The sequence below is a fragment of the Feifania hominis genome (genome assembly GCF_014384765.1).
In the GTDB taxonomy this organism is placed as follows: Bacteria; Bacillota; Clostridia; order Oscillospirales; family Feifaniaceae; genus Feifania; species Feifania hominis.
Map to the genome: position 1 here is coordinate 64641 of NZ_JACRSP010000002.1, position 19536 is coordinate 84176.

The following is a 19536-nucleotide window of genomic DNA, read 5'->3' on the forward strand; positions in this document are numbered from 1 at the left end:
CCACAGGTTCCAGCCCTCTCTCTATACCCAAATGATCTCTTGCGCCTCAAACCCAAATGCCGTCTGAATGTTGTCAAGACAGCTCTCGCGCACCGCAATGGTGAGTGCGGCGTCACTTCTGTTGAGAAAGCGGCGCAGCGCAGGGGCAAAACCCCTGCCCATCAGTTCAAGCGGGCCGAACTCATCGAGAAAGATCTTCGACGCCGTAAAGCTCTCAAGCTCGCTCTCAAAAAACGCAAGTCCCTCTCCTGAAACGCAGAATTCACCGATCTCATCGGCGGCCTGAAACTCCCGGGGGCAAAAGGGCTTTTTTACACTGAAGAGAACGCCCTGCCCGCTGCACAGGCTCACCATTCGCTGGCCGACCATTTGCCCGCGCCAGAAGCACTTTTCCAGCGCCAGGCCCTCGCCGCCCTCCCCGGCCCACATCGTGCGAAGACATGTGGTCTTGCCCGCGTCGATCGCCCCTGTGACAAAGCGAACCGGTCTCACAGAAACTGCATTGCGAGGTTCACTGCCGCCACACCGAACGCGACGGCGAGCTTTGCACCCGAGCCGAGCCGCCACACCGGCGGACTGACTCTTCTCGCCGCGAGCCGGCAGAGTCCCTGCGCAGCGAGGACAATTGCCCCTGTTACAAGCAGCTCTCGCACCAGAAATCCGGCCATCGCCCCGCGCGAGGAGTAGGCCGAAATCTCAAACATCCAGTCTGGCACGCAGAGCAGATAGTAGAGATATCCGACACGCCAGATCAGATTGGCTCCTATCGAGCGCAGCATCCAGCCGCTGCGCGACGAGAGCTTCTGCACCAGACGGCAGGCAATGAGAAATCCCGCCGCCTCGAGCAGCATCGACACCGCGGGGTTGACTACCCGATCGGGACGCATTCCGGTGAGGAGGTTGAGCAGTTTGATTCCGGCGGCAAAACAGGCCGTGAGCATGACCGCCGAATCGCTTCTTGAAAAATGGTACGCCAGCGACAGAAAGGCAAAGGCGATCGGATACCAGAATACCCAACCGATTCCCGCAGGCAGCAGATGCAGCGCATAGCCCACCGTCGCCTCGGTGATCCCCCAGAGCGAACCCCAGAACAGAACGTGAAACAGAGTCTGACTTTTCTTTTGCATGGTGAGAACTTCCCTTCGTTTGTTGTCCCCACCATTGTATGCCTGTCTGCCCCGTGGTATGAGCCCTACCGCGAGGTGTGCGCATTCGGAAAGAGGCTCTGCGCCGCCTCGCGGATCTCGGCATAGCTGGTGCAGCGGCAGAGGTTCGACTGAAGCCACTGTTCGAGCGTGTTCTCATCGCAGTCGGGATGCTGGAGCAGAAGCGACTGCATCACCATCAGAAAACCCGACGTGCAGTAGCCGCACTGAAAGGCTGACTTGTCGACAAATGCCTTTTGCAGCGGCGTGTTGTGAAGGCCCTCCACCGTTGTGATGGTATGGCCCACCGCCTCGACGGCGAGCATCAGGCAGCTCTTGACCGGCCACCCGTCCACAAGTACTGTGCACACGCCGCAGTCTCCATTCTTACATCCCGCCTTGGCCCCCGTGAGCCCGAGTCTGTCACGCAGCACATCGAGAAGCACATCCGCCGGACGCACGGTCGCCTCGCGCCTCTCGCCGTTTACCGTCAGCTCAATGGTCACCTTTCCATCGTATTGCACCATCACAGTTCCTCCATTCTCTGCAAAGTCTTGAGAAGCGTGTTCTCCAGTACGAAGAGGCGATACTCGGCGCTGCCGTCGAGATTTGCCATGGGGCTCTGCGGCAGCTTTTCCACCGTGGCGCGCACCCGGTCGCCAAGCCCCAGCGAACGGTCGTTTGCCGCCGTCTCCATCTGCCTGCTGCGAAAGGGGTAGGAAAGAAGCCCCGAAAAAGCGAGTCGAACGCTGCCGTCCACTTTCATGGCGCAGATTGTCAGAAGCGGATAGCCGATCTTCTCGTTTTTCATCTTCTTGACGTGTACAAAGGGCGCCGTGCAGTACTTCTTTTCCACAGCAAATTGGGTGACAAATTCGCCCGGCCCAAGCCGCAGTCGCTCGTCGAACACCTCTGCTATGGGGGCTGTCCGCTCTCCATCCGGCCCGCAGAGGCAGACTGCCGCGTCGGCGAGCAGCAGCGGCAAAACCGCCTCGCGGTAGACGATCGTGCCGCAGACGTTGCCGCCGAGTGTGATGCGCGTCTGGTTGGTGTGGTCGGCAATGCGCCCGCCTGCCTCGCCGAGAAGCGGAAAATCCCCCGCCTCACGAATTTGGCTGAGCGTCACGCAGGAGCCGATGACAAGTCTCTGCGGTTCGCTGCGGTAGGCGGTGCACTCGGGTATGCCTTTTAAGTCCACAACGGCCGCCGGCGCAATGCTGCCCACGCGCGCCATGGAGATGATCTCTGATCCGCCCGCGTAAAAGAGAGGCGTTTCGTTTTGGGACACGACCGCGTCATAGGCCGAACACGCCTGTTGCAGCGTGTCGGGGCGGATATATTTGAAATTGACCGGTATGCTCATCTCTTCTCTCCCCTCTGTGTTCTGACCGCCTGCCAGATGTTCTCCGGCTGAATGGGCAGCGCATTGAGTTCCACGTCCGCCGCGCGGCTCAGTGCATTTCCGAGGGCCGCCGGCATGCCGATGATGCCGTGTTCGGAGCAGGCCCGACAGCCAAACGGTGCGTCCTGCTGCGGGGTCTCGACAAAACCGACAAGATACCGCGGTTCCTGCCCGAAGTGCAGCAGTTTATAGGTGCGAAGACTTGTCGTCTCGTTTTTGCAGTCGGCGCTGTAGTGGAACATCTCCCGGCTTGCCAGTGACAGTCCCATGCTCATGCCGCCGCGGATGAGACAGGCCGTCAGCTCCGGGTCAATGGCCCTGCCGACGTCCATGACCGTCGCCGCGCGGATGAGGCGGTAGGTGTGCTCGGTGCGGTCGTATTCCACCTCCACCATCTGCGCGCCCACTGTCCACGCCGTGCCGGCCTTTCCCTTTCCGCTCTCGGGGTCGAGCGGCCCGATGTGGTTGACCACAAAGCTACCGGTGCCGATCACCTGGCCGCCGACCGTGTTGCCGTCGGGATACTTGACGCCGAACGCGAGGTCCTGAAAGCCGATTGCCATCTCGGGTAGGTGGCGCAGATAGATTTTTTCTCCGCCGCACTCCAGATCCTCCACCGGGCTTCTCAGCGCGATTGCAGCGCGTTCTTTGAGCTGGCGGACCAGATCATCTGCCGCCTGCATCACAGCCCGACCCGCGATGTAGGTCGTCATGCTCGCGACGGTCTTGTAGTACTCGGGCGCGAGCGCCGTGTCGACACCGAGTGTGACATGGATGCGCGAAGCCTCCATATTCAGCTTGTCTGCGAGCATCTGTACAAGACTTGTCTGCCCGCCCGAGCCCATCTCGACAACACCGGTACTGAGATTTAAACTTCCGTCGGAATTGAATGTGATCACCGCCCCCGCCGAGGCGTTGGACGGCGGGTCGGGTGTCTTCCACAGACAGGCAAGGCCCTTTGCACGAACCTTGTTGTCGCCGATGTCAACAAGGTCTCCCTCCTGCCAGTTTGCCATGCTCTCCAGTTGATTCAAACAGGCCGTAAGATCGCCGGTGTTGGAGCGGGTGATGCGTACCTGAGTCGGCGAGGTATCCCCCTCCCCAACGGCGTTTTTGCGTCGAATTTCCAGTGCGTCGACGCCGCAGGCCTTTGCGAGTTCGTCGAGCGCCCGCTCAATGCAAAACGTGAAGCTCTCGTGGGAAAAGCCGCGAAAGGCCGTGCAGTAATTGTGGTTGGTGTAGACACACAGCGAGTCACACGACACGTTCTCGAGCCGGTAGGGTCCGGTGCAGTCGACCGCCATAGCCTTGGCCATGTACGGCGCGATGTCGGAGTAGGCCCCTGTGTCAAGACAAAAGCGGTACTCGGCCGCCTGCAGAAGTCCGTCTCTCGTCGCGCCGAGCTTGACATCGGCCTCGAGCGCCATGCGCCCCGGTGTGGTCGCAAGCTCCTGCTCGCGGTCGAACTGAACGCGCACCGGCCGCCCTCCCGCCGCCTGGCTTGCAAGATATGCGAGAATCTCAAGCTCCACCGTCGACTTCCCGCCGTAGCCGCCCCCGACAAGCGGTACTTTGACGATGACCTTGCTCTCCTCGAGCGAGAAGAGTTTGGCGAGCAGCTTCTTGACCGTGTAGGGCGACTGTGAGGCCGTTGTGACAGTCACCGTGCCGTCAGCCGCAATCTCACAGTCGGCGCAGTGGGTCTCCATCGCGGCGTGGCTCGACGCGGGCAGTGAGAAGTGACGCTCGATTACCACTTCGCTTGCCCCCCAGCCAACCGCCATGTCGCCCTTGCGGATTTTGCAGGAGCTTGCGATGTTGGTGCCCGGCTCAGGTGAGACGTCCTCGGCTGTGACGACGTATTCGCCGAGTTTCTCGTGCACCAGCGGCGCCCCCGGCGCGAGCGCCTGCTCAACCGTACCCACCGCCGGCAGCGGCTCGTACTCGACCGCAATCAGCCGCGCCGCGGCGGCCGCGAGCTCAGGTGCGAGCGCCACGACCATGGCGACCGGCTCGCCGTAATAGCGCACTTTCTCAAAGGCGAGCGGCGGCCGGTCCTCCAGCAGAGCGCCTGAGAGAATACTCACCCGCTTGCCGGTGAGAATGGAGATCACCCCTGCGGCGTGGTCGGCCTCTGTTGTGTCAATGTTCACGATTTTACCGTGTGCAACCGTGCTGGTAACAAGGCTGGTATAGAGCATGCCCGCGGCCGTGGTGTCGGCAGTGTACTTTGCCTTTCCCGTCACCTTTTCCCATGCCTCGCGGCGCTCAAGTCTGGTGCCCACTGTGGTACCCAAATGCATCACCCTCTGTCAGAATATTTCCCCCTTACTTTTTCCAAAAGAGACAAAAATAAACGGCCGCAGTGATGCGGCCGTTTTTCTGTTTCGACTTCAGTTTTTCTTGCCCACGTCTTTGATCTCGCCGAGCGCCTTGTAAATCCACTGCATTTTCATGTCAGTGCGGTTGATGATCTCGGCACACTCGGTCAACTCCTTGACCAGGTAGTCCGGCACATCCTCCGCCGCCTTGTAGCGCAGCTCGTGCTCGAGACTCGCCCAGAAATCCATCGCGACGGTGCGAATCTGGATCTCCACCGGCACGCGCTCTGTGCGCTCCGCGAAGAAGACCGGCACTTGAACGACCAGATGTAGGCTGCGATAGCCGTTGGGCTTTGGATTCTTGATGTAGTCGGTTTCGCGCACCAGTGTGATGTCGTCCTGCGCTGTGAGAAGCTTTGCCACCATATAGATGTCGTCGATGTAGTGACAGATGACCCGAATCCCAGCGACATCAGTCAGATTCTCCCGCACCGACTCCGGCGTGAACGGCAGGCCCTTGCGCCGGAGCTTCTCCATGATGCTGCGCGGCGTCTTGAGCCGGCTCTGCATGTAGTGGATTGGATTTCTCTGGTGGCGCATGCGAAATTCATCGTCGAGAATTTCCAGCTTGGTGTTGATTTCACGAATGGCGGCGCGGTAAGTGTTCTGTACTTCAATGTATCCTGCTGCGAGCTCGCCGAGCGACCGCCAGGAGAGCGCGGTGTCCTCCGACAGGTCAAGCGCATCGGCAAAGTCAAATTTCTGTGTCATGATCACGGCCCCTTGTCACTTTTTACGAACAAATTCAGTATAGAGCATCTTTGTGAATGGCGTATGAATTTTCCACAAATTCGTCTGACTGCACAAATTGTCAAAAAGCTCTTTGTTCAATCTGCTGCTTCGGACAAATCGTGCAATCTGTCTATGGCGCGCGTAGCCGGCGATGCGGTATACTGTTGTCAGTTTGATTGAGGGAGTGGCATACGTGCCGGCACAAACGGAACTCTGGTTTCTCTACTTTTTGCTCTACAGCGTACTCGGCTGGTGCTGTGAGGTGGTCTACTGCTCCATACCGGCGAAAAAATTTATAAACCGCGGTTTTCTCTATGGGCCGCTCTGTCCGATTTACGGCTGCGGGGCGCTTCTCGGCGTGTGGCTTCTCGAGCCCGTTGCCGCGCATCCGCTCGCAGTCTTCGCGCTTGGACTGCTCGTGATGAGCGCGCTCGAATATGTCACGAGCGTACTGATGGAGTGGCTCTTTCACGCCCGCTGGTGGGACTATTCCAATCACCGCTTCCACTTGAATGGCCGCGTGTGCCTGACTAACTCCATCCTCTTCGGTCTGATGGCGGTCGCTGTGATCTACTTTATCCACCCGCTGGTCGTATGGTTCATCGGCCTGCTGCCGGATGGTGAGCGCTCCTGCGTTGCCCTCGTGCTTTTTACCGTGCTCGTTGTGGATATCACGCTGACCGTGCGGTCTCTGATCGACTTCAGGGCAACTCTGGCCCGCTTCCGCGCAGCGGCGGCCGAATTTGGCGAAAAGTGGGAGCTTTCGGCCGAAAAGTGGAACGAGCGGCTTGCTGAATGGCGCGCCGAGCATCCGGGCAACCCCGAGCTCGATGAGTTTCGCCAGCGGCTTCGCGAACGCTTTGCGGAACTTCCCCGTTTTGAGCAGTTCTCCTTTCAGCGCCTGCTCAGGGCGTTCCCGCGGATGAGCTCGAAGCGCTGGGCCGAGGGGCTCGAGACTTTCAAACAGGCGGCCGCCGACCGTCTCGCCTCCCTGCGCGCAGAGCGTGCACACAAGAGGCGCGACCGAAAGAAAAAATAGTGCAGCTGTCTCTGACGACAAAAAGAGCGCTCCGTCCTGTGGACGGAGCGCTCTTTACAGCCCGAGTTTCTCGTTGATGATAACAATCTCGGCAACATCAGTACCGCGCATCTTCTTGTAGTGAATGGCGAGCACGTTGCAGATTCGATCGGCACTCGCGCAGTCGTAGCATCCGTCGCACTTTACCGCGCAGGGTGTCCGATAGCCGTGCCGCTTCGCGTTGAGAGGCGCCGCGATGTTGCGCGCGCGCCAGACGGCCTGCTCCAGCGTCGGTGCAATCTTGTTGACGCCAAAGATGAAGAAGACCCTCCTGTGGCTGAAGAGCGAGCCGCCGACCCGGTTGCCGGTGCCGTCGATGTTGACCAGAATCCCGCTTTCGCTCGCGGCGTTGACTGAGGTGAGAAAAACGTCGGTCAACAGACATTCGCGCGCCACCTCATGAAAGGATGCACCCTGCGGTCTGTGTTGAGGGTCGTGCACCTCATTGTGGACGGCCAGCCGCTCGTAGACACCCATGTCATAGAGTGTCTGCGAATCGCCGAAGCCCACGGTCTGTCCGTCGATCTCACGGTCCAGATAGTCGACAGCCTGTGCCGCCGTCTCAAAAAAGTGCGCGCGGTAGTTGTTTCTCTCAAACGCCGCAATCAGCTTTTCTCTGTCCATGTCACGCTCCCATTCTCCGTTTCGATATGTCCCATTCTGAAAAATGCTCTCTGCCGGCCAGCCGTCCATCGCAACCTCAACAGCCGTCCACACCAGTGCGAATGCTGTGATTTCCTTAACTAGCCTTTGTCGCCTGTCATCTTTCGCCGAAACACCGCCACTGCAATTGTAAAAAGCGCCGCCGCATAGCCGATCACCCACCACAAATGGGGCATAATCGCCGCGTAGTCGCCACACAGCGCCGCACGCGACGCGTCAACTGCATGGGCGAAAGGAAGCAGATACGCGATGGTCTCAAAAGCGCCTCCAACCAGAGAGAGGTCAAACCAGATACCGCTGAGCCAGGCACTCAGGTTTGTCAGGAGCGCTCCGCAGACCCCTCCAACCTGTTTATCGCTCAAAAGACTTCCGCAGAGAAGACCTATCGCAATAAACAGGACAGCCGTTGGCAGCAATGTGACGAGTACCAGCAGCAGCCTCGCAGTTGCACGCAGACCGAGCGCAAGAGCCGCTGCAAGACAAACAGCCGATTGGGCGAGGGAGAGCGGAACAAGCGGAAGCGTATAGCCAAGTATGAAATCGACCGGTCTCATTGGCGAGACAAAAAGCCGCGTGAGAAAAGAGCTGGTCCGGTCCTTTGCAATGAGCAGTCCCGAGAAGAGCGCCACAAAGGACAGACCGAACACCGCAATTCCCGGAGCGAGCTGATCGAGCTCAAACAGGCTGACCGGAATATTCGCCTGAATGGCCGTGAGCAGCAGCAAAACCACCAGCGGGAACCCAAGCGCAAAGGAGAGACTCAGCGGGTCGCGCAGCAGCTCCCGCTGTGTTCGCGCAGCAAAGACCACACTTTTCATACCGTGCCTCCCCCCTGTGCAAGCGCGAGAAACGCATCCTCAAAGTTGTCGCTGCGGGCAGCACTTTTGATCTCTGCTGCCGTACCAACTGCCTTGAGCCGACCGTTCGCCATGATGCCGATCCGATCGGCGAGTGCCTCGGCCTCCTCGAGATAGTGGGTGGTCAACACAACGGTAACCCGCCCCTTGAGATCTTCCATTGCTCTCCACAGTTCGCGGCGGGCAAGAATATCAAGTCCCAGGGTGGGTTCGTCGAGATAGAGCACTTTGGGCTGTGTTATGAGCGCCATTGCAAGACTCAATCTGCGCTGCCAGCCACCTGACAGGGTTTTCGCCCGGCTCTTCACAATCTCGTCGAGTGAGAGCTGCTGCGTGATTTCATCTGTCCGGCGTGCGGCCTGAGCCCGACTCATTCCGTAGATCTGTGCGATGAGCATCAGATTCTCTCTCACGGTGAGATTCGGAGCAACCGCCGTCTCCTGCGGGGATATATTGGCGCATTTTCTGACAGCCTCCGGCTCCCGTATCACACTTCTGCCCAGAATCAACGCATCGCCGCCCGTGGGTCTCGTCAGGCAGGTCAGCATACGGATGGTCGTAGTCTTCCCTGCGCCGTTGAGTCCCAGCAGAGCAAAGAACTCCCCCGCTTGAATGGCGAGATCCAGCTCACTGACAGCAGCCTTTTTCCCATAGATTTTGGAAAGGCCACGCGTCTCAATCGCCGTCATGGTGCTCCTCCTTCGGCGGCTTTCCCGCCTCAAAAATCGCCTTGGCAAACTCAAAGTAGTCATCGTACTGCACCAGTGCGATTCCCCTCTGCACATCCGCCAGAAGCAACAGCGTGTCGCCCGGCTGAATGCCAAACAGTTCGCGGGCGGCTTTGGGAATGACAATCTGTCCTCTCTCGCCCACTTTGACCGAACCCATGTATTTTCCCTCCGGCGCTTTCATGGCAAACCCTCGCTTGTATCATAAGTATGAAAAATATAATTTTTCATACTTATGATACATTTTTCTGCGCCGTCTGTCAACTGCATAAAAAAGAGGCGTCATGCGACGCCTCTTTCTTTGCTTTTATTCGAAGATCTCTGCAAATTCCTCCTGGCAGATCGGCTGAATGCCGTTTTGACCGAGCACCTCAATGGCCTGTGCGTTGTCGGCCACCCGCAGAATGATAAAGGCGCGGTCTTTCTTGCGCGAGAGAAATGCATAGGTGTACTCGATGTTGACGCCGCTGTCGCCGAGAATGTTGAGAAGTTTCACAAGGCTGCCCGGCTGATCGGGAATTTCCAGTGCCAGAACCGGCGTGACCGAGCAGACATACCCCGCCTCGCGCAGAATCTGAATGGTGGCGAGCGAATCGTCCACAATCACGCGCAGGATGCCGAAGTCCTGCGTGTCGGCGATGGACAGCGCGCGCAGATCGATGTTGTTTCTCTCGAGCAGCTTTGTAAACTCCGCGAGCTTGCCGGGTTGGTTTTCCATGAAAATAGAAATCTGTTTGACGGTCATGGTATCGCTCCCTTCCTAATAGAGTTTGCGTTTGTCAATGACACGTACGGCCTTGCCCTCGCTGCGCACGATGCTCTTCGGCGCGACGAGTTTCACCACCGCGTGGATGCCGAGCATGGCCTTGAGCGCCTCCACCAGTTCTTTCTCGCGCGTGGAGACCTCGCTGAGTGCGTCGGAGAACATCTCCGGCGTCATCTCGACCTGAACTTCAAGCTTGTCGCTGTTGTTCTCCCGGCTGACGACGATCTGGTAGTTTGCCGGGTAACCCTTGTTGAGAAGTACGGTTTCAACCTGAGACGGGAAGACGTTGACGCCCTTGACAATGAGCATATCATCGCTGCGCCCCATCGGTTTGGACATTTTGACATGGGTTCTTCCGCAGGAGCAAGGTTCCCGCGTGAGTACGCAGATGTCGCGCGTACGGTAGCGCAGAAGCGGGAACGCCTCCTTGGTGATGCTGGTGAAGACCAGCTCACCTTTCTCACCGTCGGGCAGAACCTCGCCGGTCGTGGGATCGATGATCTCGGCGATGAAGTGGTCCTCGTTGATGTGCATGCCGGTCTGCGCACTGCATTCAAAGGAGACGCCCGGGCCCGAAATTTCCGTCAGACCATAGATGTCATAGGCCTTGATACCGAGTTTCTGTTCGATGTCGCGGCGCATCTCCTCCGTCCACGCCTCGGCGCCGAAGATGCCGGCTTTGAGCTTGATCTGATTTTGCAGCCCGCGCTCACAGATGCTCTCCGCGAGATAGGCCGCGTAGGAGGGCGTGCAGCAGAGGATGGTGGAGCCGAGATCGCACATGAACTGAATCTGACGGTCCGTGTTGCCCGAAGACATCGGCAGCGTCAGCGAGCCCACCCGGTGCGAACCGCCGTTGAGCCCCGGGCCGCCGGTGAAAAGACCGTAGCCGTAACAGACGTGCACCACATCGTCCGCCGTGCCGCCGGCCGCCATGATAGCGCGTGCGCAGCAGTCCTCCCAGAGATCAATATCGTGCTGAGTGTAAAAGGCCACCACCCGGCGGCCGGTCGTGCCGCTGGTCGACTGGATTCTCACGCAGTCGTGAAGCGGCGTCGCCATCAGGCCGTAGGGGTAGGCGTCCCTCAGATCATCCTTGGTCAGAAAGGGCAGCTTTCGCAGGTCGTCCACCGACCGGATGTCGTCTGGGGTCACGCCGCGCTCGACCATCTTCTTTTTGTAGTAGGGCACATTGTCCCACACGCGGCGCACGGTTTTGACAAGTCTCTCATCCTGCCAGGCCCTGATTTGTTCCCGGGATGCACATTCGATCTCGGGCTGATAGTAGTGTTCCATACCGATGCCAGTCCTTTCCTTTACAGAGAATGCGTCTTCTATTTCCCTTGTATTCCAAGTTGTCATCATTATAGCAGTAACGTCGAAAACCGACAATAGAATTTGCCCCAAAAAATGCAAAAAAGGCGCGGCCTACGGCCACGCCCATCTCATTTTTCAAGGTTTTCCAGTATTTCTCGATAGCGCTGTGTCGCCGCGTCACTCGGTTGACCCTTTTTACAGAAGTTCAATTTTGCGAGCTTTGGCACCACCCGCTGTACGACTATTTGCCCGTCCACCGTCTTCTGGCGAAGCGTCTCAAAGGCCTGTTGAAAGCGCGGATCCTCCCGGGCGCGGCGATAGTGGGACAGCGTGTGGACATAGTGGAACAGATTGTAGCCGCGAAAGGGGTATTCCACCTGCATAAAGAGAGTTCCGATTCCATAGTGACAGGGGCCAATCGGCCGTCGGACTGTCCAGTGAAAGAGAAGAAACTCCACCGCCCGGTCCAGCAGCTGTATGCTCTCATAGCCCTCGAGAAAGCGGAAAGCGTCGAGAACGGTCAGCGTCGGAAAGGGGTCGGAATACTCGGTCTCGGGCCCGCGGCCAAAGCTGAATTTTCCGCAGCGCCAGCCGCCGTCGTGGTATTGAATGTCCAAAAAGTATTCAAAGGTCTTCTGCAGCCGTGCATCACTCGCATATCCCATCCGGCAGAGGGCCGACGCCGCATGCGCTGTCTGACAGGGGTAAATTACACCCTGGGGATACACGCGAAAACGTCCGTCCTCCCGCCAGGCCTGCAGAATACGCTCCGCCGTTGCAAGCATGACGGGGTCCTCCGGCGGCAGCCCCAGCTCAACGAGATAGCCTGCGCACTCGATCGTGGAAAAGGGCGCTCCCTTGAGCAGCCGCCCGTCTGCCGTGGCCCAGAAATCGCCGCCATTGTCTCTCCGGTGGGAGAGGATCGCCTCGATATCCGCCTGTCGTTCCTGCTGGGTCATGGGGTTCCTCCGTCGCTATGTAGCGGCGGGCCCGTGAGCAGTTCCGCCACATCCTTGAGATAGACCGTATAGTATTCGAAAAATGTCTGTCTCGGCTTGACGCCGCGCACAAGGTTCTCAAAGTCCTTGCGGGCCTTTGCCGAGTTGTGGGCAACGCGGTTTCTCACTTTTTTGACCGCATTGAGCTGGCTGCGCATGGTCTTGAGCACCGCAAACGGGCCACCGCTCTCAAAGAAGTTTTCCGCACAGGTCAGGACCTTGTCCAAATCTCCCCAGTCGGGATAGGGGTTGGTGTTGCGAACGAGGCGCTGCGCATGCTCAATATCGAGCGGGGAGACATAGGTTTTCACCGGCGTGCCGCCGCGCAGGGGCACACCTAGCATGAGCAGCAGAAAGCTCTGTTCGAGAAAGTTCTGCCACTCATTGAGTACACGGGCGAAAGCCTGCTCAACGACCATATCACGCATGGCGTCATCAAACAGCGGTCGAATTTCAGGGTGGTTTTCATGGAGATCAACCGCGCTGTAAAAACATTTGAGACAGACATCACACATGCCTTGAAACTCCTCAAGCAGCGTGTCGAGCCTTCGATCATCTGTCATGTCACGACTCCAGATTCTCGAAGATCATCCGGCTGATAAACTCGCTGCGGGTGCGTCGGGCCGGCACATCCGCCGTAGCGCCGCGCGTGGAGCTGATGAACTCATAGTGTTCGGGTTGTACCTCTTCGCTGGTGAGAATGCTGTCGAGCTCCTCGAGCGCGTTTTTCACTTTGGGGTATTCCCTTTTGGTGATCGCGCACCGCGGCGCATCGAGCCCCTTGATTCCATAGTTCATATGGTAGAGCGCCAGAAACATGGAGTAGAAAATGGGAACATTGCGAAAGGCCGTGTCTCCAAGCCCATTGTCAAAGAGATTGCCGATCAGGTCAATGGTTGCGTGAAAGCGCTCCTCCACCTGTTTGCGCGCGTCAAAACTCTCATCGTAGAGCTGATAGTACTTCTCCGCCGACTTGTGCGACTGAATGCCGTCGAGAATGGCGATGACAAGGTCGGTGACCAGTTCCACCTCCGCCATGCGCATGATACGTCGGTCGGTAAATATGCCGTTTTCTTTCCAGAACGTGAGGTAGTCGCCGGCAAGCTTATAGACAAATTGTTTGAAGTAGCCAAAATATTTGGCGTTGATCAGTTCCTGCTTGTTCAGAGCGATGGAGTAGGTGTTCAGCCGCGCAAAGATGTCGAGCACATCGCGGTCGTCGAGATCGAGCAACAGATCAACCGAAATCTCATACTTCAAAAATTCCGCCTGCACCTGCTCGGGAAGTTCCGAGTATTTGAGCCCACCGTACTCCTCATTGTGGACCTTGCTCACCCGAAAGCCGTCGTGCACAAAGGATAAAATAGCGCGCGTGCGCTGCTGTCCGTCGACAATCTCGCGCAGAGTGGTTCGGGTCTTTGGGTCGGTGATCGAGCGGATGAATATCTTCGGCAGAGGCTTGTCCCGCAGAATGGTGTCGATCAAATAGGATTTCGCCTGGGGCGACCAGACCGAGCGGCGCTGGAACTTCGGCGCGATCTCAAGCTGCTTACGCTCATCCCACTCGACAAAGTCGTTGATGCTGTATGTCCGGGAATCAAAATTTTTCAAGCTGTCGCCTCCCAAATGATTCAACGTTTCACCCCCATTATAATCGAAACAGATGTCCTCTGTCCACATTATGCCAAGGGCGGTAAAAAATATGTAAGTTTTTGCGCCACTCAAAAAACGCCAATTTTAAAAATACCTCTTGACCGAATTTTTATTTGTGGTAAAATAGAATTCGTCGAAAAAATGGGGGCGTAGCTCAGCTGGGAGAGCGTACGGTTCGCATCCGTAAGGTCGAGAGTTCGATCCTCTTCGTCTCCACCACCTAAGAAAACAAAAGCTTGCGAGATTACTCGCAAGCTTTTGTTTTTTACACAAAGAGACCTGCGGCCGTCGGCCGCAGGTCTCTTCTATTCTATGCTATGGCTCGCGTACTCAGCAGCAGGATGAACTGCCACAGCCGCCTCTTACCGGGGTTGTGGTGCACGCGGTGTTGTTGTCGGGGTTTGGGTCAGGCGTTGCAGAGAGCACCCGCGCGGTGTTGACGATATTGCCGCAGGCACAGCGGCTCACCACACCCGATACCCGAATGCACACGGAGGTGTTCGCCGGCAGCGTACCGAGTGTATAGATTCCGCTCCAGGGCTGCCAGCAGGCGCCGCCATCCAGAGAAAGTGCCCCGTTGCACAGCTCACACGGCAGCGTGTCGGCGATCGTCACCTCCTGCGCGTCGCCCGGCCCGGCATTGGCGACACAGATCGTATAGACCAGTCGCTGACCGCGCCCCACCGGGCAGGGACTGGCCGTCTTGGTGATACAGAGATCAGCCAGCGCTCCCACAGGCGTCTCAACCGAAGAGGAGTTGTTTGACGGGTCCGGATCGGGAGTGGTGCCGCTCACCACGGCCGTGTTGACAATGGACCCGGAGGCGGAACCCACCGTGGCGCGAATCAGGATGCTTCTGCTCTCGCCGGCTGTAAGCGTTCCGAGCGCGTAGGGGCTGCTCCAGCTCTGCCACGTGGCGCCGCCGTCAGTCGAAAAGACGGCGTTGAGAAGCGCAGCGGGAAGCTCATCGCTCAGCAGTACATTCTGGGCATCCGCCGGCCCTGCGTTTGAGAGAACAACCGTGTAGGTCAACTCATCGCCCGGTACGACAAGGGAGGGCTGGGCCGTCTTCACAACTGCGAGATCAGCCGAGGCCTCCACGGCGGTCTCCTCGGTGGAGGTGTTGTTGTCGGGATTCGGGTCGGGCGTGTCGCTCGAGATCACCGCGGTGTTTTGAAGCGTTCCCGTCACATCGGAGCCCACTGCAGCGCGGATGAGAACAGTACGTGCCTCCCCTGCCGCCAGACTGCCGACGGAAAGCGTTCCGCTCCACGGCAGCCAGCTCACACCGCCGTCCAGCGACACCTCCGCCGCGCTCAGTCCCTGCGGCAGCGCATCGCTGAGTACGACGTTCTCAGCCTCGGCCGGGCCCGCATTTGCCAGAGCGAGCGTGTAGACAATCTGCCCCCCGGCGGACACGGGGTTCGGACTCCCCGTCTTGACAACGGAGAGATCGGCCACGGATAAAATCAGCGTCTCATCCGTCGCGGTGTTGTTTGACAGGTCGGGATCCGGGGTGGAACTTGCCGCCACGGCGGTGTTGAGAAGCGCACCTGTGGCAGACGGGCTGACAATTCCCCGGATGAGGATGCTGCGGCTGTCGCCGGCTGCAAGCGTTCCGAGCGCATAGGGGCTGCTCCACGGAAAGTAGCTCCCTCCCCCGTCGACTGAGAACTCCGGTACGAGCAGCGCCGCAGGCACTGCGTCGGTCAAAATCACATTCTGTGCGTCGGAGGGGCCGGCATTGGTCACGGCGATCGTGTAGCCAAAGGACTCCGACGGCACGGCGGGTGTTGCATTTGCAACCTTTGTCACCACCACATCGGCTAGAACCTCCACCGGGGTGTCCTCAGAATCTGTGTTGTTATCCGGTTCCGGGTCGGGCGTGGAACTGCTCACCACGGCGGTATTGGAGATGACGCCGGGTGCAGTCGACGGGTCTACCGTCGCACGGATGGTGACGGTGAACTGACCTCCGGCGGCCAGTGTCCCCACCTGATAGGGGCTGACCCAGGGTGCAAAATTGGAACCGCCCTGCACCGCAAATTCGGGATTTAAAAGCCCCGACGGCAGCAAATCTGCCAGCTCCACATTCTGTGCGGCATCCGGGCCGGCGTTGGCAATGACCACTGTGTAGGTCAGCTGGTCTCCCGCCTGCACCGGCGAGGGGGATGAGGTTTTCACCACCGACAGGTCCGCAGCCTCGCCCACCGCCGTGAGTTCAGTCGCCTCATTGTTGTCGGGATTGGGGTCGGGCGTGTCGCTTGACACGACGGCGGTGTTTTCGATGAGCCCCGCGGCCGCGGGCGTGACAGTGCCGCGGATGAGAATCTGTCTGCTGGCCGCGTTTGCAAGAGTTCCGAGCGCGTAGGTGCCGGTCCAGCTCTGCCAGCTTGCGCCGCCGTCGACAGAAAACTCCGCGCCCGTCAGCTCCGCCGGGACAGCATCGGTGAGCACTGCGTCAACAGCGGGGTCGGGACCGTTGTTTGTCACCGTCACAGTGTAGGTCAACAGCTCCCCGCGGTTGACCGGATTCGGCGCGCCCGACTTTGTCACGGCCAGGTCGGCCGAGGTGTTGACCGGAACGATGACGGTGTCCTCGTTGTTGGTTGGATCGGGGTCGGGCGTCGGGCTCGACACCACCGCCGTGTTGGAGATGGTTCCGGCTGCCGCCGCGGCGACCGTGCCGCGGATCAAAACGGTCTGACTCGCACCCTGCGCCAGCGTTCCCAGAACAACGGATCCGGCCCACGGCTGGTATGAGATGCCGTCGAGCGAATACTCCGTACTCTCTACCTCAGCGGGAATCGCATCGCTCAGTGTGACCGTCTGCGCATCGGACGGGCCGTTGTTCGTCACCGTCACGGTGTAGGTCAAAGCACCTCCGGCCGGCACTGGGCTCGGGCTGCCGGTCTTGGTCACCGCGAGATCGGCGCTGAGATCGACCGGGGTCACATCCGTTGAGGAGTTGTTGGTCGGGTCGGGATCGGGCGTCGGGCTCGACACCGTCGCCGTATTCTCGATGTCGCCGTCAGCAGAGGAGCTCACCGTACCGCGAATGAGAATCGTCCGGGCACTGCCGGGGACCATGTCGCCGACTTGGTATGAGCCGGGCCAGCTCTGAAACGTCGCGCCGTTGTCAGTGGAAAACTCCACGTCTGTGAGCTCACCCGTAACGGGGTCGGTCAGTGTGACCGCCTGCGCCACCGAGGGGCCCGCATTTGCAACGGCGACGGTGTAGCTGAGAGTCTGGCCGGCCTGAACCGGCTTCGGGCTGCCCAGTTTTACGACAGAGATGTCCGCCGACTCCTCCACCGGTGTCTCAACACTCGAGGTGTTGTTGCTCAGATCGGGGTCCGGCGTAACCGAGGCCACAATTGCCGTATTGACAATGGAACCGCTTGCGGCAGGGTCGACGATGCCTCGTATGAGAACGCTCTCAACCGCGTTTATCGCCATATCTCCCAGCGAAAGTGAGCCGCTCCAGGGCTGATAGGTGACGCCGCCGTCAGTGGAATACTCCACATTGAGCACGGCGCTCGGGACGGCGTCGGTCAAAATCACATTCTGGGCGGTATTGGGGCCGCCGTTCGCAACGCGAAGCGTATAGGTGAGCTGCTGTCCGGCCGTGACAGATGCGGGGTCTGCAGTCTTTGTCACCGACAGATCGGCCGACGGTACGACCGGCGTGATGACAGTCGAGGTGTTGTTGCTCAGGTCGGGGTCGGTCGCCGACGTCGTAACTTCGGCCGTGTTGGCCACAGCACCGTTTCCCGCGGCGCTGTAGACACCCCGCAGCAAAATGGTGTTCGAGGCACCGGGAGCCAGTGTGCCGAGCGAAAGACTGCCCGGCCAGACAAACCAGGTCACCCCCGCGTCCGTGCTGTACAGCACCCCCGTGAGCTCCGCTGGAGCCACGTCATGGAGCACGCTGTCCGTCGCCGGGTCGGGGCCGAGATTGCTCACAGCAATCGTGTAGGTGATCGTCTCACCGGTTGTCAGTGTGGCCCGGTCAGCCGTCTTTACCACCGCGAGATCGGCAATGGCCGCCAGGGTGATCAGATAGTCCTCGACCTCGCCGTCTGAGGCTGGGCCGACGCTTCTGCCATCCTGAATGCCCGTCGCGCCCGAGAGGGAATCGGTCGTCAGCCGCAGGCGCAAAAACGTGTCGCCGGGGCTGAGGGTTCCAGCCGGGATGGCAAAAGTCAAAACTGCCGTCTGGGTTCCTGTCGCGCTTGGCACACTGACCACCGGCGCCGCCTCGTCCGGCTCAAAGAGGCCGTTTTTGTTGAAGTCGATCCAGCCGTAGAGATTGGCGGGGACACCCGTCTGATTCGTCACCGTCACAGGCAGCGAATAGCTCGTGGCACTCAGCGACACAGGGGTCAGCGGCAGCGTGAGCCCGTCGTCTGGAATGCCCAGCGTCAGATCGTCTCCGGTCGCAGTTGCGTTCTGGTGCGCATCCGGATCGGCGGTGACCTGTGTTCCGAGGTAGAGTGCGTTGATCAGCTCGTGCCGCGGGCCGTTGTTGGCGAGCAGCGTGTTGTAATTTCCCTGCCCGTTCCCGCTGCCGGTGTCGGGAGCGTCCCCATAGTCCACATTGACTGCCGCCGTGGGACACATGGTGCCGTCGTTGAACGAATCAAAAAAAGTCTTGGAAAACGCCGTGCCGGTTGCCGTATTCCCGCTGAACGTATACTTGTAGATGGTGCCGTCGTTGTTTGCGATGGCATAGATGGTGCCGGTGCTGTCGATGGCGACGGCGCCGAACGAGGCGTCGGGATTCGGCGCGGTGGTGGTGAGAGATGTAACCTGCCCCGTTGCGGGTACGATGCGGGTCAAAACGCCGTTTCGCTGGATTCCGTAGAGGTCGCCGTCCACGAGGTCGTAGACCCAGTCGCTGATGTTGGTCGCGGCAGAGAGCGCCGTGCCGTAGTTCGATGTCTGCTCGGTGTATCCCGCCGCGGGATCCACCAGTTTCATAAACGTCGCGGAATTGGGACGCAGATCCACCGTGTAAAACCGGGTGCCGTTGTTGACAAACAGATACAGAAAACCGCTGATGTCAAAGGTTCCGGTGTTGTAATTGCTCGCGGGAAGCCCCGTGGGCCTCAGCAACTGGATCAGATTGCCCGTCTCGTCGATTCGGACGATGTTGTTGGTGGTATGATCGTAGCCGTAGAGATAGTTGTCGAGAATGTTGTAGCCAATGGCGTTGACATCATGTGCCGGTGAAACCGGCCCCTGCAGAACCGACTGACCGGTGACGATGTTGATGTTGTACCAGTTGGTGGGTCGCCCCACAAACTGAATCAGCCGTGTGTTGCAGACAAGCGGGTTGTCCACTGTGTCATGGCTGAAATTTTGTGAGCCAATTACGGCCCCGTTGTTGACCTGGGCCGCCGTCACGCTGAGCGTCAGCTTTCGCGGTCCATTTGACATGGTAAAGCCGTTGGGTTGATAGAATGCAGTGGGTGGACAGGCGTTGGGGCTCGCCACGGGCTCGTAGACCGTGTAGGTACCCGCCGACGCCACCGAAAAGCCGTAGTTTCCGGCGGCATCGGTCTGCGTTGTCGTGCACCCGCCCGCACTGTATAGAGTGACATAGACGCCCGGAATCCCCGGTTCGCCCGTGTCGTACTGGCCGTTGTGATTGAGATCGTTGAAAACAATCCCCGTTATGGTCGCTGCCATATGAAGTCTCCTTTTTGGGATTCGCGGCGTGTCAAAGAGCACAGGCCGCCACTTCATTTTATGCGCCAACGGGGGGTTCTGCTAACAGAGCAGGCGGGAAAAATACCCGCCTGCTCTGTTGG

Annotated in this window: 18 protein-coding genes and 1 tRNA gene; 3 read left to right on the top strand and 16 right to left on the bottom strand. The window is 59.0% G+C overall.

Annotated features, from left to right (window positions below; translation table 11 throughout):
* Positions 1-21 precede the first annotated feature (21 nt).
* From H8695_RS03795 to H8695_RS03820, 6 genes are all read right to left on the bottom strand, one after another.
* The gene (locus tag H8695_RS03795) at positions 22-492 is read right to left on the bottom strand and encodes a nucleoside-triphosphatase (protein ID WP_249299559.1); all 471 of its coding nucleotides are present in this window, start codon (positions 490-492) and stop codon (positions 22-24) included.
* Entirely contained in the window at positions 489-1127 is a 639-nt protein-coding gene (locus tag H8695_RS03800; RefSeq protein WP_249299560.1) for a hypothetical protein, read from the bottom strand. Before H8695_RS03800 ends, H8695_RS03795 begins: the two co-directional genes overlap by 4 nt.
* Before the next feature lie 65 nt (positions 1128-1192).
* Positions 1193-1672 (bottom strand): (2Fe-2S)-binding protein, encoded by a 480-nt coding sequence (locus tag H8695_RS03805; protein ID WP_249299561.1) that lies wholly within the window; start codon positions 1670-1672, stop codon positions 1193-1195.
* Positions 1672-2508 (bottom strand): FAD binding domain-containing protein, encoded by an 837-nt coding sequence (locus tag H8695_RS03810; protein ID WP_249299562.1) that lies wholly within the window; start codon positions 2506-2508, stop codon positions 1672-1674. The genes H8695_RS03805 and H8695_RS03810 overlap by 1 nt, the downstream gene beginning before the upstream one ends.
* Positions 2505-4850, bottom strand: a complete 2346-nt coding sequence (locus H8695_RS03815) for a xanthine dehydrogenase family protein molybdopterin-binding subunit (RefSeq protein WP_430413286.1) — start codon at positions 4848-4850, stop codon at positions 2505-2507. Before H8695_RS03815 ends, H8695_RS03810 begins: the two co-directional genes overlap by 4 nt.
* 90 nt (positions 4851-4940) lie before the next feature.
* On the bottom strand, positions 4941-5639 hold the full coding sequence (locus tag H8695_RS03820; RefSeq protein WP_249299564.1) for a GTP pyrophosphokinase: 699 nt from the start codon (positions 5637-5639) through the stop codon (positions 4941-4943).
* Positions 5640-5853: 214 nt separating this feature from the next.
* Here H8695_RS03820 and H8695_RS03825 point away from each other — a divergent pair, with 214 nt between their 5' ends.
* A complete protein-coding gene (locus H8695_RS03825; RefSeq protein ID WP_249299565.1) occupies positions 5854-6699 on the top strand; it encodes a putative ABC transporter permease in 846 nt (281 codons plus the stop codon).
* A 54-nt stretch (positions 6700-6753) separates the two neighbouring features.
* On the opposite strand, the gene H8695_RS03830 is transcribed toward H8695_RS03825, so the two are convergent.
* The 9 genes from H8695_RS03830 to H8695_RS03870 form a co-directional block, all read right to left on the bottom strand.
* Entirely contained in the window at positions 6754-7362 is a 609-nt protein-coding gene (locus H8695_RS03830) for a lactate utilization protein (RefSeq protein ID WP_249299566.1), read from the bottom strand.
* A gap of 119 nt (positions 7363-7481) precedes the next feature.
* Positions 7482-8219, bottom strand: a complete 738-nt coding sequence (locus H8695_RS03835; protein ID WP_249299567.1) for an ABC transporter permease — start codon at positions 8217-8219, stop codon at positions 7482-7484.
* Positions 8216-8947 carry an ABC transporter ATP-binding protein gene (locus H8695_RS03840; protein WP_249299568.1) on the bottom strand — a complete coding sequence of 244 codons (732 nt, stop codon included), beginning with the start codon at positions 8945-8947 and terminating at the stop codon, positions 8216-8218. The genes H8695_RS03835 and H8695_RS03840 overlap by 4 nt, the downstream gene beginning before the upstream one ends.
* Positions 8934-9170: an AbrB/MazE/SpoVT family DNA-binding domain-containing protein gene (locus tag H8695_RS03845; protein WP_249299569.1), complete on the bottom strand. Its 237-nt coding sequence runs from the start codon at positions 9168-9170 to the stop codon at positions 8934-8936. The genes H8695_RS03840 and H8695_RS03845 overlap by 14 nt, the downstream gene beginning before the upstream one ends.
* 123 nt (positions 9171-9293) lie before the next feature.
* Entirely contained in the window at positions 9294-9731 is a 438-nt protein-coding gene (locus H8695_RS03850; RefSeq protein ID WP_283243594.1) for an ACT domain-containing protein, read from the bottom strand.
* Positions 9732-9746: 15 nt separating this feature from the next.
* Complete coding sequence (locus H8695_RS03855) at positions 9747-11048, bottom strand: phenylacetate--CoA ligase family protein (RefSeq protein ID WP_249299571.1); 1302 nt, start codon at positions 11046-11048, stop codon at positions 9747-9749.
* A gap of 149 nt (positions 11049-11197) precedes the next feature.
* Positions 11198-12028, bottom strand: a complete 831-nt coding sequence (locus tag H8695_RS03860) for a prenyltransferase/squalene oxidase repeat-containing protein (RefSeq protein ID WP_249299572.1) — start codon at positions 12026-12028, stop codon at positions 11198-11200.
* Positions 12025-12630, bottom strand: a complete 606-nt coding sequence (locus tag H8695_RS03865) for a hypothetical protein (RefSeq protein ID WP_249299573.1) — start codon at positions 12628-12630, stop codon at positions 12025-12027. The genes H8695_RS03860 and H8695_RS03865 overlap by 4 nt, the downstream gene beginning before the upstream one ends.
* Position 12631: 1 nt before the next feature.
* Positions 12632-13678: a DUF262 domain-containing protein gene (locus H8695_RS03870; protein WP_249299574.1), complete on the bottom strand. Its 1047-nt coding sequence runs from the start codon at positions 13676-13678 to the stop codon at positions 12632-12634.
* Positions 13679-13693: 15 nt separating this feature from the next.
* Between H8695_RS03870 and H8695_RS03875 the strand changes: the two genes are divergently transcribed.
* Together H8695_RS03875 and H8695_RS03880 are read left to right on the top strand one after the other, a co-directional pair.
* The gene (locus H8695_RS03875; protein WP_249299575.1) at positions 13694-13873 is read left to right on the top strand and encodes a hypothetical protein; all 180 of its coding nucleotides are present in this window, start codon (positions 13694-13696) and stop codon (positions 13871-13873) included.
* Positions 13864-13939: transfer RNA gene (locus H8695_RS03880), tRNA-Ala, on the top strand. The genes H8695_RS03875 and H8695_RS03880 overlap by 10 nt, the downstream gene beginning before the upstream one ends.
* A 111-nt stretch (positions 13940-14050) precedes the next feature.
* On the opposite strand, the gene H8695_RS03885 is transcribed toward H8695_RS03880, so the two are convergent.
* Complete coding sequence (locus H8695_RS03885; protein ID WP_249299576.1) at positions 14051-19414, bottom strand: DUF7507 domain-containing protein; 5364 nt, start codon at positions 19412-19414, stop codon at positions 14051-14053.
* Between the last annotated feature and the right edge of the window lie 122 nt (positions 19415-19536).

Bases quoted from the DNA above. Each gene is read 5' to 3' on its own strand.
- H8695_RS03800 (WP_249299560.1), bottom strand. From the start codon at position 1,127: ATGCAAAAGAAAAGTCAGACTCTGTTTCACGTTCTGTTCTGGGGTTCG.
- H8695_RS03805 (WP_249299561.1), bottom strand. From the start codon at position 1,672: ATGGTGCAATACGATGGAAAGGTGACCATTGAGCTGACGGTAAACGGC.
- H8695_RS03810 (WP_249299562.1), bottom strand. From the start codon at position 2,508: ATGAGCATACCGGTCAATTTCAAATATATCCGCCCCGACACGCTGCAA.
- H8695_RS03815 (WP_430413286.1), bottom strand. From the start codon at position 4,850: ATGCATTTGGGTACCACAGTGGGCACCAGACTTGAGCGCCGCGAGGCA.
- H8695_RS03820 (WP_249299564.1), bottom strand. From the start codon at position 5,639: ATGACACAGAAATTTGACTTTGCCGATGCGCTTGACCTGTCGGAGGAC.
- H8695_RS03830 (WP_249299566.1), bottom strand. From the start codon at position 7,362: ATGGACAGAGAAAAGCTGATTGCGGCGTTTGAGAGAAACAACTACCGC.
- H8695_RS03835 (WP_249299567.1), bottom strand. From the start codon at position 8,219: ATGAAAAGTGTGGTCTTTGCTGCGCGAACACAGCGGGAGCTGCTGCGC.
- H8695_RS03840 (WP_249299568.1), bottom strand. From the start codon at position 8,947: ATGACGGCGATTGAGACGCGTGGCCTTTCCAAAATCTATGGGAAAAAG.
- H8695_RS03845 (WP_249299569.1), bottom strand. From the start codon at position 9,170: ATGAAAGCGCCGGAGGGAAAATACATGGGTTCGGTCAAAGTGGGCGAG.
- H8695_RS03850 (WP_283243594.1), bottom strand. From the start codon at position 9,731: ATGACCGTCAAACAGATTTCTATTTTCATGGAAAACCAACCCGGCAAG.
- H8695_RS03855 (WP_249299571.1), bottom strand. From the start codon at position 11,048: ATGGAACACTACTATCAGCCCGAGATCGAATGTGCATCCCGGGAACAA.
- H8695_RS03860 (WP_249299572.1), bottom strand. From the start codon at position 12,028: ATGACCCAGCAGGAACGACAGGCGGATATCGAGGCGATCCTCTCCCAC.
- H8695_RS03865 (WP_249299573.1), bottom strand. From the start codon at position 12,630: ATGACAGATGATCGAAGGCTCGACACGCTGCTTGAGGAGTTTCAAGGC.
- H8695_RS03875 (WP_249299575.1), top strand. From the start codon at position 13,694: ATGATTCAACGTTTCACCCCCATTATAATCGAAACAGATGTCCTCTGT.
- H8695_RS03885 (WP_249299576.1), bottom strand. From the start codon at position 19,414: ATGGCAGCGACCATAACGGGGATTGTTTTCAACGATCTCAATCACAAC.